General features: G+C 71.1%; 13 protein-coding genes. 7 read left to right on the forward strand and 6 right to left on the reverse strand.

Annotation, left to right across the window (positions count from 1 at the left end):
- Positions 1 to 478: 478 nt before the first annotated feature.
- Positions 479 to 1150, reverse strand: coding sequence for a DUF4097 family beta strand repeat-containing protein (locus tag ACFW1I_RS22455; protein ID WP_384672701.1), 672 nt, complete (start codon positions 1148 to 1150; stop codon positions 479 to 481).
- A gap of 654 nt (positions 1151 to 1804) precedes the next feature.
- Between ACFW1I_RS22455 and ACFW1I_RS22460 the strand changes: the two genes are divergently transcribed.
- Positions 1805 to 3742 (forward strand): FG-GAP-like repeat-containing protein, encoded by a 1938-nt coding sequence (locus ACFW1I_RS22460; RefSeq protein ID WP_384672702.1) that lies wholly within the window; start codon positions 1805 to 1807, stop codon positions 3740 to 3742.
- A gap of 436 nt (positions 3743 to 4178) precedes the next feature.
- On the opposite strand, the gene ACFW1I_RS22465 is transcribed toward ACFW1I_RS22460, so the two are convergent.
- Entirely contained in the window at positions 4179 to 4523 is a 345-nt protein-coding gene (locus tag ACFW1I_RS22465; protein ID WP_384672704.1) for a DUF6233 domain-containing protein, read from the reverse strand.
- Between the two features lie 310 nt (positions 4524 to 4833).
- Between ACFW1I_RS22465 and ACFW1I_RS22470 the strand changes: the two genes are divergently transcribed.
- The 3 genes from ACFW1I_RS22470 to ACFW1I_RS22480 all read left to right on the forward strand — a co-directional run bounded on the left by ACFW1I_RS22470 (position 4834) and on the right by ACFW1I_RS22480 (position 7682).
- The gene (locus tag ACFW1I_RS22470; protein WP_384672706.1) at positions 4834 to 5085 is read left to right on the forward strand and encodes a hypothetical protein; all 252 of its coding nucleotides are present in this window, start codon (positions 4834 to 4836) and stop codon (positions 5083 to 5085) included.
- Complete coding sequence (locus tag ACFW1I_RS22475; RefSeq protein WP_384672708.1) at positions 5082 to 6077, forward strand: hypothetical protein; 996 nt, start codon at positions 5082 to 5084, stop codon at positions 6075 to 6077. The genes ACFW1I_RS22470 and ACFW1I_RS22475 overlap by 4 nt, the downstream gene beginning before the upstream one ends.
- A gap of 489 nt (positions 6078 to 6566) precedes the next feature.
- Complete coding sequence (locus ACFW1I_RS22480) at positions 6567 to 7682, forward strand: S8 family serine peptidase (RefSeq protein ID WP_384672710.1); 1116 nt, start codon at positions 6567 to 6569, stop codon at positions 7680 to 7682.
- A 305-nt stretch (positions 7683 to 7987) separates the two neighbouring features.
- On the opposite strand, the gene ACFW1I_RS22485 is transcribed toward ACFW1I_RS22480, so the two are convergent.
- Positions 7988 to 8518 (reverse strand): hypothetical protein, encoded by a 531-nt coding sequence (locus ACFW1I_RS22485; RefSeq protein WP_384672712.1) that lies wholly within the window; start codon positions 8516 to 8518, stop codon positions 7988 to 7990.
- Between the two features lie 109 nt (positions 8519 to 8627).
- Positions 8628 to 9626 (reverse strand): sporulation protein, encoded by a 999-nt coding sequence (locus ACFW1I_RS22490; RefSeq protein WP_384672714.1) that lies wholly within the window; start codon positions 9624 to 9626, stop codon positions 8628 to 8630.
- A gap of 590 nt (positions 9627 to 10216) precedes the next feature.
- Between ACFW1I_RS22490 and ACFW1I_RS22495 the strand changes: the two genes are divergently transcribed.
- The gene (locus ACFW1I_RS22495) at positions 10217 to 10654 is read left to right on the forward strand and encodes an RpiB/LacA/LacB family sugar-phosphate isomerase (protein WP_384672716.1); all 438 of its coding nucleotides are present in this window, start codon (positions 10217 to 10219) and stop codon (positions 10652 to 10654) included.
- 2 nt (positions 10655 to 10656) lie between these two features.
- Positions 10657 to 11712: a DegT/DnrJ/EryC1/StrS family aminotransferase gene (locus tag ACFW1I_RS22500; protein ID WP_384672718.1), complete on the forward strand. Its 1056-nt coding sequence runs from the start codon at positions 10657 to 10659 to the stop codon at positions 11710 to 11712.
- An 836-nt stretch (positions 11713 to 12548) separates the two neighbouring features.
- Here ACFW1I_RS22500 and ACFW1I_RS22505 read toward each other — a convergent pair.
- Together ACFW1I_RS22505 and ACFW1I_RS22510 are read right to left on the reverse strand one after the other, a co-directional pair.
- The gene (locus tag ACFW1I_RS22505) at positions 12549 to 13085 is read right to left on the reverse strand and encodes a hypothetical protein (protein ID WP_384672720.1); all 537 of its coding nucleotides are present in this window, start codon (positions 13083 to 13085) and stop codon (positions 12549 to 12551) included.
- Positions 13086 to 13094: 9 nt separating this feature from the next.
- Positions 13095 to 13745 (reverse strand): hypothetical protein, encoded by a 651-nt coding sequence (locus ACFW1I_RS22510; protein ID WP_384672722.1) that lies wholly within the window; start codon positions 13743 to 13745, stop codon positions 13095 to 13097.
- 484 nt (positions 13746 to 14229) lie between these two features.
- Here ACFW1I_RS22510 and ACFW1I_RS22515 point away from each other — a divergent pair, with 484 nt between their 5' ends.
- The gene (locus ACFW1I_RS22515) at positions 14230 to 14394 is read left to right on the forward strand and encodes a Tn3 family transposase (protein WP_384672724.1); all 165 of its coding nucleotides are present in this window, start codon (positions 14230 to 14232) and stop codon (positions 14392 to 14394) included.
- Positions 14395 to 14571 lie beyond the last annotated feature (177 nt).

Consider the following 14571-nt stretch of genomic DNA (forward strand, 5'->3'; position numbering starts at 1 on the left):
GCGGCAAGCACGGCGACGTGATCGCTCTCGACGGCTCGGGCGTGCTCTGGCACTACCTGGGCAAGGGCGACGGCACCTTCGCGCCCCGTACGAGGATCGGCGGCGGCTGAAACGGCTTCCACGCCCTCATCAGCGCCGGCGACGGCGACGGACACGTCGACCTCATCGGCACCGGCACCCACCCCGACACCCCCAGGCTGTACAAGGGCACCGGCAACTGGAAAGCGCCCTTCCGCACTGCCGAGCACATGTACCTCAACTACGACGGCACCCTGAACCACGCCCTCTGACCCACACCATCCCGCTGGAGGGGGGCCCGGAATCCTCCGGGCTCCCCCTCCCGCGCACCCAAGAACCGAACAGGGACATCGAGCACACCGATCGGTGCGCCCAGGGGCGCCGTGGAGGCCCGGCGGAGGAGCGCCCCGTGGAACGACTCCTCCCTCTGCTGTTTCTGCTTCCGCATGCGTTGGGGTGGTCAGTTGCTGTGGGCGGTGATGTCGCCGTGGGAGGTGGTGGCGCGGATGGTGAGGTCGGCGCCGGTGCCCTTGGCGTTCTGGAGGGTGTTGTGGATGCGGCCGTAGGAGGTGCCGGCGTCGAGGGTGGCGGCGGTGCCGCGGGCGGCGCCGACGGTGATGGAGCCGGCCTGGGTGGTGAGGGCGACGGTGCCGGTGGTGGCTTCGGTGACGCGGAGGTCGCCGCGGGCGGTGGTGAGGTCGGCGGAGCCGTTGAGGCGGCCGATGGTGATGTCGCCGTCCTGGAGGGCGAGGCGGACGGTGGCGGCCTCGTCGAGCTTGACGGGGCCCTGGGCGCTCTCGTAGCTGACGTCGCCGAGGCGTCCGACGCCGCGGAGTTCGGCGCCGGCGGCGGTGGCCTGGACGCGGGAGCCGGCGGGGAGCTGGACGGTGATCTCGACGGCGCCGGAGGGGCCGAAGAGCTGGTTCTTGGCGTCGGGGGCGGTGATGGTCAGGACGCCGTCGGTGTAGGTGACGGTGGTGTCCTGGGCGGCCTTGACGTCGCGGCTCCTGCCGGCGCGGGCGGGGCGGATGTCGACGGTGGTGTCGGCGCGGTCGGCGGCGATGAAGCGGAGGTGGCCGGCGGGGATGTCGACGACGGTGGTGATCGGGGCGGTGGTGGCGAAGGTCTGCATGGTGTGGCTTCTCCCGTGGAGTCGTGGTCGGCGTTTCCGACATGGGAAAAGCTACGTTGCTTTCCAGGATGTGGCAACGAGCATGTTGCACTGGAACAGTATTTCTGCAGCTCAAGCCCCGGATTTCATTGCAATGAAAGCTGGATTGATGCAACGGCATATGCCAGAACGTTGCAATAGCGGGACAGCGAAAGCCACAGTGAGCAGTACCGGACGCAGCATCCGCATCGCTGGCTGTCCGCTCCCCGACGGGACGTTTGATCGGCCACTGCGTGCGTCGCCTCGGCATCATGGCGCTTTGCGGCCCTCCGCCCGGCCCCGGCGGTCCGTGCGGACGCCACCCGGGCCACGGCGAGTGCCGGACGAGCGTGAACTGGAGCAGACCTGACGGATCCGGTCCTGATCCCGCCGGTGCCGTACAACCTTCAATGGTCTTCATGAGTCTGGTGCTGGTGGTGAGTGATCGTCACCACCACTGCAGTGCGGGAGGTCCCCCCTTTGAAGCACCTCAGCCCGGCCGTCGCCCTGGTTCTGGCCGTGTCCGCAGGGGCCTTGAGTGCACCGGCTGTCGCAGCCGAAGCGGCGAATTCCCCGCGGGCGACAGTCACGGTGGAGACGGATGCGGTTGCGCCTCTGACGATCCCCGCCGATTCTGTGCTGCTGAGCGCCGGGGAGACGGGAATCCTCAGCCGCACCGGTACGGGTACCTCCGCTGTTCACCGCTGGACGCGCCTGGCGGACGGCGTCACCACCACCCTGCCGGCCGGGTCCTATGGGGGCAGCGCCGGCACCGACCTGGTCGTGCCCCAGAAGGGGGCGGTGTTCACGCTCACCGACATGAGCGGGGCGACGGAGCCGGTGGTGCTCGACACGTCGGCGTTCAACACGGCCGCCGTCCCGTACGCCGTGGAGCGTGTCGTGGGTCGGTCACTGCTGATGACGACGATCGTGAACGGAGCCGCGGAGTTCCACCTCGTCTCCCTGGGCGAGGACGGCCGGGCCATGGACCGTAAGGTCGGCCTGCCGGAGGGCTCGCGGGCGTGGTTCGGCTACTCCTCCGGCCCGGACAGCCTCGCCGTCTCCTACGGAGAGCCGATGGCGAACGGCTACTACCGGATGCGTCTGAGCACGGTGGACGTGACCACCGGTGCGGTCACCGCGTCCCACTCCTTCCTCCCGGAGCCGAACCACACCGCGATCGCCGTGACACCGAGCCACCTGACCTGGATGCTCGACCCCTACGGCAGCAACCCTCAGCTTCAGGTGCTGTCCCGCGCCACGGACTCGCCGGTGTCCACCACGCCGCTGGTCCGCCAGCAGACGCCCGGCCTGACGGTGCACCACGTGGGTGACTGGGTGGCCCTGGTAAAGCCGGGCGGTGGCACCGCCACATCCCCGCATCCGTACACCCCGCTCACTGCCCGTCCGCTGAACGGCGGGGCGGAGGTGTCGCTGATGGACCACGCGGGCTCCGTGACGCCGAGCCCCGACGGGAGTCTGCTCGTCCTCGGCGGCACCCTCGCCCACGGCGAAGGGCTGTACCGGATCGCCCCGGACCCGGTCACCGGCAAGCCCGCCGCCACCCTCCTGCGCACCTTCGACCGGCCGACCGCCCTGACGGTGGTGAAGGAGTCCCTGCCGCCGGCCGGCACGTTCGACCTCGACCGCGCGGGCGGGAAGCTGAGTGCCGGCTGGACGCTCAGCCGCTTCAACGCCCGGACGACACTGACCCTGACCCACACGGCGTCCGGCCGGACCGTGAAGCTCGTCCAGGAGCCCCGCGAGGGAGTGACCGCCCACTCCCTCACCTGGGACGGGGTGTACAAGGACGGCCTGCCGGCCTACAACGGCGCCTACACCTGGACGATGACGGCCGCGCCTGCCAACGGCGTCGGCCCGGCCGTCGAGCGCAAGGGATCCTTCACCCTCACCCGCGCCCCGAGACCGCACGACTTCGACGACAACGGCTCCCCCGACGTCCTCGCCCGCGACGTGAACGGCAACCTCTCCTCGTACGACATCCGGCAGGTCTGGAGCCTCGACGCCTACGAGTCGCCGTACGAACTACCCATCGGCGGCGGCTGGAACACCTACGACCGGATCCTCGCCGCCGGCAACCTCGGCGGCACCCGCCACGGAGACCTGATCACCCGCGACAAGAGCGGCGTCCTGTGGCTCTACCAGGGCAAGAGCGGCCACAAAGCGCCGTTCACCCCGCGCACGCGGATCGGCGGCGGCTGGGGCATCTACAACCAGCTCGCGGCAGGCTCCGACGTGACCGGCGACGGCCGCAACGACCTCCTCGCCACGGACAAGACCGGCATGCTGTGGCTCTACCCCGGCACCGGCAACACCACGGCCCCCTTCACCACCCGCAAGAAGATCGGCGGCGGCTGGGGCTCCTTCCAGCACCTCATCGGCATCGGCGACGTCAACAACGACGGCCGCCACGACCTCCTCGCAGCCGGCCAGAGCAAGAACGGCGACACCGTCCTGCACATCTACCGGGGCACCGGCCAGTGGACCACCCCACTCGCCCCCGCCCAGACCGACACCGTCGAACAACGCGCCTGGATCGGCCACCTCTCCTGACTCATCGCACGCCTCCGAGCCGGCCGCGGGCATCAACGTCTGCGGCTGGCTCCGGCAGCTCCCGGTGTCTGGCCGGACTGCACCGGGACAACAGGTCACCTGGACGACCTCGGCGACACACTGACCGACCACTACACCGAGGCGCTGCACGAGGTGATCGAGGCCAAGGCCGAACACCGTGAGCCGCGGCCGGTCGAGGTCGAGGCCGCGCCGGCCGGGCAGGTCATCGACCTGATGGCCGCGCTGGAAGCGTCGGTCGCGGAGGCGCGCGAGCGCCGCCGGGAGACCCCGGCGGGCGGGGCAAGGCGACGGTGCACGAGATACCGAAGCCGAAGAAGGCGCCCGCGAAGAAGACGGCGGCCGGGAAGACGACAGCGAAGAAGGCCCCGGCGAAGAAGACTGCGGCGCGGCGGCGGAAGTCTGCGTAGCCGGGGCGTCAGTCGAGGCCGAGTTCGGTCTCGGGTCGGCAGAACGGGCACGCGGCGACCTTGCCTTCGGCGAGGATGCCGCGCGCCTGGTCCCGGGTGAGGGGATCGGTGTGCCTGGCGGCCATGCTGCAGTCCCCGAGATGGACGCGGTCGGGGACGGGGCGGCCGCGCTCGCGCAGGTACCCCAGCACGAAGGTCGGGCCCTCCGGAATCGTCCGCTGTGGCCGCAGCGCGGCCTGCCGGGCCTCGATCTCCGCGATCCGGGCCCGCACGGCGGCGCCGAGGATCTCGGCGAGCCTCTCCATCGTCCGCAGCTGCGGCAGGTCGTCGGGAAGGGGTATCTGCGCGGTCACACCGACACAAGCGCCGGGGACCGGTGGGTGAACGCCATGGCCGGAGCCTTCGCCTGACATTCCTGACAAAGTGGGCAGCCTCCCGGGCCATACCTGACACCTGGACCGGCATACAGCACAGAGCCCCACCTGGTCGCTCGTGACCATTTCTGGCCTCAGGTTCTTCGGGGAGGGCTGATACAGGGCGGGAGCGGTCATGGCTGGCGGCTTTCTCAGGCAGGGGTGGGTGCCGCACCAGAGTGGATCCCGTGGAGTCGTTCGACGGGGCGGCTCGCGTTGCGAATATTCGAACATTTGTTTCATTGTAGGCATGGAGCGCACGACCTTCCCACTCGACCTGCTCACCGCGCAGACGCGGGCGACCGCCGCCTACCAGGCCCTCGCCGTCTCCCGCCCCGTCCATCCGGCCGCCCTCCGCCGTGCCCTGATCCGCTGGGAGACCGCCGTGTACTACCACCCGTACTGGACCGGGCGGGGCCGGTCCGCCGGCGGCCGCGCCGACCTGCGTCTCGCCGCCCGCGCCAAGCTCACCCACCACGACCGGGAGGAGGCGGCAGCATGAGCGAGCGCGATCACGTCATCTGGCACGTGCGGTGCCACCCCGATACGACGCCGGACGGCTTCCGCCGCGTCCTCGACCTCGCGAGCGAGTTCACGCCGACCGTGCAGCCGCTGCCGCCAACCGCTTTCGTCGCCCAGCTGCGCGGCGCGAGCAAGGTCTTCTCCGAAGCCCCCCGCCGGCTGGCACAGCGCTTCCAGCTCCAGGCCGTCGCCAAACACTGCGTCCGCGTCCACATGGGAGTCGCCGATACGTGGTCGACGGCCGCGACCGCGTCCGCGCGCCCCGGACCGACCGGCGTACTCCACCTCCCCGACCACCGCGCCGCCGAAGCCTTCCTCCACCCCCTCCCCGCCGAAGAGCTCCACGGCATCGGGCCCGCACAGGCGGCGAGCCTGCGCCGCTTCGGCCTGCACACCGTCGGCGCGCTCGCAGCCATGCCCGAGGACGTCGTCTGCCGCCTCCTCGGCGGCAAACAGGGCCGCGTCATGCGCGATCGTGCCCGCGGGATCGACCCCCGCGTAATCACTGCGCACCGGATGCCCGAGTCGACCAGCGCGCACACCGCCTTCCCCTGGGACGAGACAGATGCCGCGAGCGTGCGCGCCGCCGTGCTGGACCTCGTGGTCACCGTCGGCGAGCGGATCCGGCGCCGCGACCAGGTCGCCCGCAAGGTCACGCTGACCATCGGGCTGGCCGACGGCGCGAGTGTCTCCCGGACCCGGACACTGCCTGCCGCGTCCGGGCATACGGAAGACCTCCGCAGCGCCGCCTACCGGATTCTCGACGGCATGGCGCTCCAGCGGGCCCGGGTACGGCGGGTCGTCCTGACCGCCGAGGACCTGACGGATGTGGGCGAAGGTCCTGGCACGCAGATGTCCCTCGATCCCGAGCGGGAGGCCAGGATCCGGATCGAGCTTGTGCTCGACCGGCTCAACGCGCGCTGGGGCCATCCCGTGGTCCGGCCCGCCGGCGCCTGGCGTCACGCATCCTGAGCCCGGCGGCAGGACGCCTCGGTCACCGGCTACCGCCACCCCAAGCGGTGCGTACCAGCGCCGACGACAGGGAGGGGAGCGGTATGAGCAGTGACACGGGATGGGGCGTCGTCGCCGATCCGGAGTGGAACCGCCGGCGTGCGGACGTCGGCTGGGGCTTGGACCCCGAGTGGGACGTCCTGGGCGACACCGGCTGGGTCTGACCCGGCCGGGGAGTTACGAGCCCCGTGCCGAGCAGGCGCGGGGGACGGTCGCTTCACGGCCCGGCGGGAAACGGTCCCGGAATGCCGTGATCCAATCGGGTGCATGGCAAGTTTCCTGAAACCCCACCACGGATCGAAGGGGCGGCGGCCGGCCGTCCTCGCTCGACGTCATGGCGCGTGGGGGCGTGCTCTGGTCATCGCCCTGGTAGCGGCAACAGGACTGGTCGCTCAGCCTCCCCTGGCTCACGCGGACGGCGCGAGGGACCAGCAGTGGTACCTCGACCGCATGGACGTCGACAAGATCTGGAAGAAGACGACCGGCGAAGGAATCAAGATCGCCGTCATCGATTCCGGAGTGAACCCCTCTACGCCCTCTCTCCGCGGCCAGGTCCTGCCCGGCCGGGACGCGTCCATCCCCGAAGGCGGCGGCCCCGACACCAGCGACCGGACCGGCCAGGGGACCACGACCGCCGAGCTAATCGCGGGAACCGGCAAGGGCGGCGGTCTGCAGGGCCTCGCCCCCGGCGCCAAGATCATCCCGATTCGCGTGCCCATGCTGGAGCACGACGAACTGCCGGACATCTACGACCACCTCGACCAGGCCATCAGAATGGCCCTGGAACTCGACGCGAAGATCATCACCATCTCGCTCGGCAACCGGTACGCCATCGGCTCCGGCCTGACCGGACAGAACTACGCCCTGCAGGACGCCCTCGCCAAGGGCGTCCTGGTCTTCGCCGGCAGCGGCGACAACGCCAAGAAGGGCAACAAGGCCCTGGCGCCGGCGCGTTACCTTGAGGTCGTCAGCGTCGCTGCGACCACCCCGGAGGGCAGGGTCGCCGACTTCTCCCAGCACGGCCGTGACGTGGACATCTCGGCCCCCGGAACGAACATCCCCCGCTGGTGTGACGCCTCCTTCCGGCGCTACTGCCCCGACGGCGGCGGCACCCACGCCTCCGCCGCCCTCGCCTCGGCCTCCGCCGCCCTCATCTGGTCCCTGCACCCCGACTGGACCGCGTCCCAGGTCCTACGCGTCATGTACGACTCGGCGGGCCGCGGCGACGGCTGGGCACCCGGCGAGGTCAGCAACTACCTGGGCTACGGCATCATCCGCCCCGGCGCGCACATCAACCGGGGCCTGGGCAACCCGGGGGCACCCGAACGCGGCAGGATGCCGGAGTTCATCGAACCGGTCGACTACGTCCCGACGACACCGCCGCCCACGCCGGCCAAGACGGCGGAGTCGGAACCGCCGCCGAGCCCGACGCCGACGCCGGCCGCCACCACAGCGAGCGACCCGCAGCCGAAGACACCCATGCTCCTCGCAGCAGGCGCGGCCGCCGCCCTGGTCCTCACGGTGGTGACCGTGTGGGGAGTAAGGCGTAGGCGCCGCTCAGGCTGACGCCCTGCCCCCGCCGACATCGGCGTCGGACCGTGCGGCTGCGCCAACCTCCTTCGGGGTGTCCGCATCGCGGTCCCTACAGCCCCGCCGGGAAGGAGCCGGGCGTCAGGCGCCCCGGCCGAGCCAGCGTGCGCGCTCGTCCACCGCGCTCTACACCGGGTCGGAGGGGGCGCCTTCGGGATCGTCTGGGGCTGGTCGGCCGGAGATTGAAGGTGGCGCCCCGGCCCGGCAGTGGTGCACGGGTTCACTGCGGAAACGATCCTGGGCGATGCCATCGCATTGACGGCCGCAAGACCGGGGCAGATCTATTCGTCCCACTCGTCCTCGGGTTCGGACTCCCCTACGAACCAGAGATCAAGGGTGAACTGCTCGGTCGTCGGGCACTGTCGCCACGCTGCTTCGATCTGTGCCGCGTCCCATCGCTCGTCGGCAGCGCGCTGGGTGCACATGCGGTAGTAGGCAGCCTTGGCCTCTCGCCCGGTCCATGCCGCGTGCCCGTCGTAGACGCCGGGACGGGGCAAAGCCATCTCGCCCGCCGGCCCCAAGAAAAGCTGGTTGATGACGAGCTGCCCCGTCCCCGAATCGAGAGAGATCGGGACCATGCCCTCGGCATCGTGCAGGGGCTTCTGGGGGGTGTCCCAGATCCTGATGGTGACATGTACCGGGATGTCGGCTCGGAGGCATCGCAGGTAGAGGTGATAGCCGTCTCCGGCGACTACCTCGGTCTGTGCTCTCCGTAACGCTTCGTCGCTGCCGAGGTAGGCGTCCGAGTCGTAGACCTCCACGACCCCACGGTCCGGCCGGGCGCTGGTGCTGTACTCGGTGATGAGAGGCACGAGGGCTCCGCTACTGATCATGAAGTCTCTGCGTGTCGTATGCCGGCCAGACAGTAGCGCTATCGGTGCGGGGAGCCAACCAGTGTGTGCACACGTACGGCGAAGTCCCTTACCCGTGGGTCGCGCGGCCATCGCTGGAGGTCGGCGGTGACGGTGTGGAGGTAGGAGTGGGCGCGGGTGGACTGCACGGTGCCGAGGATGGTGAGTGCGTGGTCGGCTGTGGTGAGTGCGCGGTCGAGGTCGCCTGCGTGGGTGTGGCTGCTGGCGAGACCGCGTGGCGGATGCCGACGGCGCGGGTGAAGCGGCCGGCGGGCATGGGTTCGGCGAGGCGGTTCCAGCTGAGGGCGGCGTGGGGCTGGCCGAGGTCGCGGTGGATCTCGATGGCGTCGGCCGCCAGGCGCTCGGGGGTGAAGTAGGCCAGGTGCTGGGGGTCGTGGGCCCCGGGCCGGACCGCGTCGAGGAGCCGTTCGGACTGAGCCAGGGCGGCGCCGGCTGCTGCGCCGTCCTTCATGCGGCCGTGGGCGCGGGCCTCGGCGAGTTTGGCGAAGGCCAGGACGCGGGGGGCGGCGTGGCTGCGGCCGCGTTCGTAGGCGCCTTCGGCCATGTCGGCGGCCTGCTCGGGAAAGCCCCGGAGCATGGCCTGGAGGGCCATGGTGGTCAGGACGTAGCAGCCGGTCTCGATGTCGCCGGTGGAGCGGGCGAGGCTGAGGGCCTGGATGAAGTGGCGCTGGGCGACGTCGTGGTGGCCGGCGTCGAAGGCGGCCCAGCCCACGACGCGGGAGAGTTCGGCAGTGGCGGCGAACAGTTCGCGGCCGACGGTCTCGGTGTAGGTGCCGCGGAGCATGGGGGCGGCCTGGGTCTGGAGGCAGCGGGTGACCGAGCTGTTCTGCCAGTGGCCGCCGCCGAAGCGGGAGTCCCACACGCGGGCCTCCTCCGATGCGGCCCATAGCCCGGCCAGGTCGGCCTTGCCCACCTGGCGCGCGCCGGGGCCGGCGGGGGTGCTGGGCGGGGTGGCTGCGGTAGCAGGCTTGGCGAGCCAGCGGGTGACCGTCATGGTGTAGGCGCCGAGGGCGAACCTCGTGGTGAGGAATCGTCTGCGGCTGTCCACGGGGGTCCTCCAGTACGTTGACGCGACGCGTACGGCGTCGACGGGGTCGCGGGGGAAATCCAACCCCATGGCCGGCGCCGGTGTTGACGTCGTGGACATGCCGATGTCGTCGGTGCTGACGGGCCGTCCCAGTCGTTCTGCCAGGACAGCGGCTACGAACTCTGGCGTCCGCCCGCGCGGGATCATTCCCAAGTTCACCCATCTGGTGACGCTGGTGTGCTCGTACCGCAGGGGGATCCCGGCCAGCCGCCCGCGCTCGTTCACCAGCCGGGCCAGAGCCTTGTGGCTCAGATTCGCCTCGGCGAGGAGGCCACCCAGGCCAGTGTTCGGGACGGCCTGATGCCGTGAAGTTGCTGCCACCGCGACCTCGCGTTCCGCCGGTCGCCGCCGTCCCCTTCGGCGGCAGGGGAGACGAGCGTAGGGCCGGGAAGCCACCGGCTGGAGGCGAACGGATGTGTTCGCCCCCCCGACTTCGCCCCCCTTCCTGCGTGTTCGCCCCCCGAGTTCGCCTCCCCGCGCCGGGCGAGCGGCGCTTTCCTGATCCCCCCGCCAGCGAGCCGGCCGTCGGCTCGTCTTCCCTGGAGGTGGTCATGCCCCACAAGCCTGAGCAGCTGCGAATCGTCGTCGGCTCCGACGACGCAGGCCGCCCGTACAAGGACCTCCTCGCCGAGGCGATGCGGGCCGACGGCCGTGTCGCGGAGGTCCGGGACGTCGCCGGCGACGTCCCCTCCGGGGCCGCGTATCCGGACGTCGCGCTCGCCGCCGCCGAGCGCATCGCGGCCGGTCGCGCGGACCGGGCACTGCTGGTGTGCCACACCGGCCTCGGGATGGCCATCGCCGCGAGCAAGGTGCCCGGGATCCGGGCCGTCACGGCGCACGACGTGGTGTCGGTCCGCGCGTCGGTTCTCTCCACCGACGCCCAGGTCCTCGCGCTCGGCCAGGGCGTCATCGGTCTCGCCCTGGCCCGGCGCCTGGTCGACGAGTGGCTGGCCCACCGGTTCGCGCCGGGCACCGGGCGGGGGTGCTGACGATGGCGGTGGACACGAGCACGTTCTCGGACGTCGACCCGGCGCTCTTGCGCTGGCCGGCCGAGCCGCAGCAGGGCGGCTGGTACACCGACGCCGAGCACGCGACGCTGGCCGAGGTCATCAGGGAGTCGGACGACTGGCGCACCGGCTGGCGGCAGGCTGCGCACCTGGCCCGGTTCGAGGAGGCGTTCACGGCGTACCGCGGCGCCGGGCACGCGGCCGGGTTCAACTCCGGCGGCACCGCCCTGGAGATGGTCCTGCGCGCCCTGGACCTTCAGGCCGGTGACGAGGTGGTCTCCTACGCGGTGAACTTCGTCGGCCCGCACGTCGCGGTCATCGGGAAGGGCGGGCGCCTGGCGCTGGCCGAGCCGGAGCCGGCCACTCTCGGCCTCGACCCCGTCGACGCCGAGCGGCGCCTTACCCCGCGCACGCGGGCGATCTTGCTGACTCACTGGAACGGGGTCGTCGCCGACGTGGCCCGGTTCGTGGAGCTGGCCGAGCGGCACCCGCATCCGATGCACGGGCCGCCGAAGGTGATCGTGGACGCCGCCCGCGCCTGCGGCGGCCGGACGCCGAGCGGGGCCCGGGTCGGCGCCGAGGGCTGGGCGACGGTCTTCTCCTTCGAGTCGAAGAAGCTGATGACCACCCTCGGGCAGGGCGGGATGGTCACCACCCACGATGCCTCGCTCGACGAGCGGCTGCGGCTCCTGCGCGGCTACGGCGGCCTGGGGCGGCTCGCCCACTGCGTGTTCTGCGAGGGCTGGATCTACCGGCGCACCTGGATGCCGTGGCCGGGTGAGGCCAGCGGCGAGTACCCGGACGTGCGTCCCGACCTCGCCCAGCACCTTCGCCGCCGCATCATGAGCCGCCGCGCCGAGCAGCTCCTCAGCGACCCTGAAGTCCTGTCCTGGGAGCGGGCGCTGACCCGGCTCGCCGCCGAGGCGCCGCACGTCTCCCGGGACTGGCGGCCGGCCCCGGAGGCGATGGCCCGCCTCACCGGTCAGGCGAGCCGGGACTGGGATGTCGAGAACCTGTGGGGGCGGCCGACGGCCTGGTAGTGGGTCCGCCCGTCCCGGCCGGGGCCCGCGCCATCATTTACGAGAATCACGATCCGTGACGTTCGTCACGCACGGCTACATGCCACTTGATTGCAGCTTCGGGGGCAAGCACCGGAACGGAACTGACGCTACCGCTAATCGCTGTACCGAACGACGTGTCGTTCAGTCCGAGCATGAGCGGTCGACTGAGAGAAGCTCCACCTTCTCCAAGTACTCCATGTGCTCGCCTACCAGGGGTTCAAGGACACTGACAACAAATTGCTCGTCGTCATGTGCGGCGACAGAAACTGTCTCGGAGCCCTCGGCAGAGAGATGTGACCCAGATGAACTCGAACCAGATATTCGCACCTTGACAACGTACGAGCACGCGAGACCGGATGAGTTGCTTACGGAAGCCCGAACAAGCGGACCCGAAATAGACATATATGGAGCTTTCGCGAGAGTCAGGTCATCCGCCGCGGGTCTGGACGGCTTCTGTTGATCTTCCTGATGCCAGGACACGGCGCTCATCACGCCAATGACCACGGCAAATCCGATGGCCAAAAGGCCGACAGCTGGCCAGTTGCTTTTCCTATGCACCGTCATGAGTCCAATCGTAAAGGCCTGAGGAGCAGTCAAACAGTGGTAAGTGTCGACCCGTTAAACCCTGTTGCCGACCTCGTCCAGACTCCCGTCGAGTCGTTCGGGAGCGCGGACCTGGTCGGTCCACCCGGCTTTCACTTCTACATCGGCACGGTCCGTCGGCGCCGGGGCAGCTGTGAAGCCTTCCCAGCTGCATCGCCTGAGGGCACGGGGCGGGCCGCTCCCGGCTGAGGCCCCCGCCCCGTGCCCGGCGGCTACCCGAAGGTGTGCGTCCGGCTCTGCGACATCAGGTAGTGCTGGATGCGCTCCACGACGTGGTCCGGGTGCCCGACCCGCTGGTGCCGCTGGAGGTACCGGTCAGCCACCGCCTCCCAGCCGCCCGCCCGGTCCGCGACCGCGCTGAACTCCCCGGCCAGGCCGGCCGCGACCTCGACGTACCGATCCGGCCCGTACACCCAGCCGGTGACGACCCGCACGATCTCCTCCACGGCCGCCTCGTCGTACCGCTTCGGCTTCTCCGCCAGTTCGGCACCGACGTCCCAGGCCAGGCGCACCATGACCGCGGACTCCCAGGAGCCCTCCCGGCCGGCCATGACGCGGTACTGCGCACCGCCCCTCCGCAGTTCGCCGCTGCCCCGGTCCGCGTCCGCCTCGGCGAGCACCAGCCGGTACAGCGCCACCAGCAGGGATGCCGCCGCCTTCCGCCCGGCGCCGGTGAGCGCCGCCTCCAGCGCGGCGCACTCCTCCTCCGTCGCGGGCTCCATCGGCCGCACCGGGCTGCGGGTCGCCACCAGGACCTGCTACGACCGGTCCTCCAGGCCCCGACGCACGCCGCCGTCAGCGACGTACAGCCCGTCTCCACGCTCGTGCCAGCCCTGGAACTCCCGGTCGACGACCCGGTACGGACGCTCCACAGGATCCAGCGGGCCGATCGGCGGCTCCGGCGCCCACTCCGTCAGGTTGCCCTGGCCGTCCAGGTCGATGGCCACCGTCTTGCCGTCCCCGCCCGGCGCGTTGGGTACGAGGATCACCCCTTCCGAGGCGACCGGCTCAATCTCCGCGGCTGCCGGGGCGGCAGGTGCGCCGAGGGCGTGCCGCTCGGTACTCGCCGTGGCGATCAGCTCGGCCCAGCCCTCCGGGAGCGCCTCGTGCGCGCCGGCGGTGTGCGCGGTGTACTCGGCGGTGGCGGCCATGGTCTGGTCGGTCTTCGCCCCGAGCGGGAGCGCGGCCGGCCGGCCGCTCTCGGGTGCCGGGTGGCGTTCGCCGAGCCACGCGGCCGCGGCGGCGAGGAAGTCGGAGACGACCGCCTCCCACTCGCCAAGTCGATCCCAGGGGCGTACCGCCCAGGCGCGGACGAGGAGGATCCCGGCGACGTGCCCGGGCAGGTCCGGCTCCGGTGCCCAGGGGGGCCTTCGGCACGAATACGTCGGCCCGGCCTTCGTACTCCTCACCGGTCTCGGCCCGGCGCAGGGTGTGGAGCTGGTCGGCCAGGTCCTGCGCGAGGGCCTGCCGGTCGGCGGCGGCCGGCGCGGTGAAGGAGAGGAGGAACGGGACCCAGCGCAGCTGCTGCCCGCCATCCGGTCGCGGTGCCGCGCCGGTACGGCGGTCGAGTTCGTGGGCGGCCGGGGTGTACGGCAGACCCGTCTCCGCCATTACCGCGCGTACGGCCAGGGTCCTGCTGCGGGAATCCTTCGGCATCGGGGCACTCCAGTCATGACGGCATGCCCCACGCGCACGCCGCGCAGATCAAGAGCGGGCGATGCTGGCTGCACGAGGAGTCGGAGACGTCTTGTCCGGCTACGGGGCCGGGCGTGGGCCGGGCTCCCCTTCACGGAGTCAGGCGGTCGTGCACCGCCGCGCCCGACTCTACCGAAGACGGCCCGAGCCCACGACTACCCTCCGTGCACGTGAGGAGGGCGACCACCCGAGAAGGCGATGAAGTTCAACTCTCTGCTCAAGAACGCGGTGATCTTCCACAATGCCCTGGACATCGCCGAGATCGTCCGCCAGCTGCTGGAGGAGGGATGGGAGATCGACCCCGAGGACCTGGCCCACATCTCGCCGTACCTGACCGAGCTCCGCTCCGCGACCAGGATCTGACTGCGGCCAGCCTTGGCAGGGCCGCCTGATCAGGGCCGAGCAGGCGGGCGTCCGCGCGAGAGTGGGGGGGGGGGGGGGTTCGGGGGGGCGGGCCCAGGCCCCCGCGCTCCACCCCCGCCACGCGGGCGCGGCGATCTGGTCGGGAGCACGCCGCCCAGCAAACCCACACACCCGCGC

This window comes from Streptomyces sp. NPDC058955, assembly GCF_042741435.1.
GTDB lineage: Bacteria > Actinomycetota > Actinomycetes > Streptomycetales > Streptomycetaceae > Streptomyces.

Bases quoted from the DNA above. Each gene is read 5' to 3' on its own strand.
- ACFW1I_RS22470 (WP_384672706.1), top strand. From the start codon at position 4,834: ATGGAGCGCACGACCTTCCCACTCGACCTGCTCACCGCGCAGACGCGG.
- ACFW1I_RS22455 (WP_384672701.1), bottom strand. From the start codon at position 1,150: ATGCAGACCTTCGCCACCACCGCCCCGATCACCACCGTCGTCGACATC.
- ACFW1I_RS22495 (WP_384672716.1), top strand. From the start codon at position 10,217: ATGCCCCACAAGCCTGAGCAGCTGCGAATCGTCGTCGGCTCCGACGAC.
- ACFW1I_RS22475 (WP_384672708.1), top strand. From the start codon at position 5,082: ATGAGCGAGCGCGATCACGTCATCTGGCACGTGCGGTGCCACCCCGAT.
- ACFW1I_RS22480 (WP_384672710.1), top strand. From the start codon at position 6,567: ATGGACGTCGACAAGATCTGGAAGAAGACGACCGGCGAAGGAATCAAG.
- ACFW1I_RS22515 (WP_384672724.1), top strand. From the start codon at position 14,230: ATGAAGTTCAACTCTCTGCTCAAGAACGCGGTGATCTTCCACAATGCC.
- ACFW1I_RS22500 (WP_384672718.1), top strand. From the start codon at position 10,657: ATGGCGGTGGACACGAGCACGTTCTCGGACGTCGACCCGGCGCTCTTG.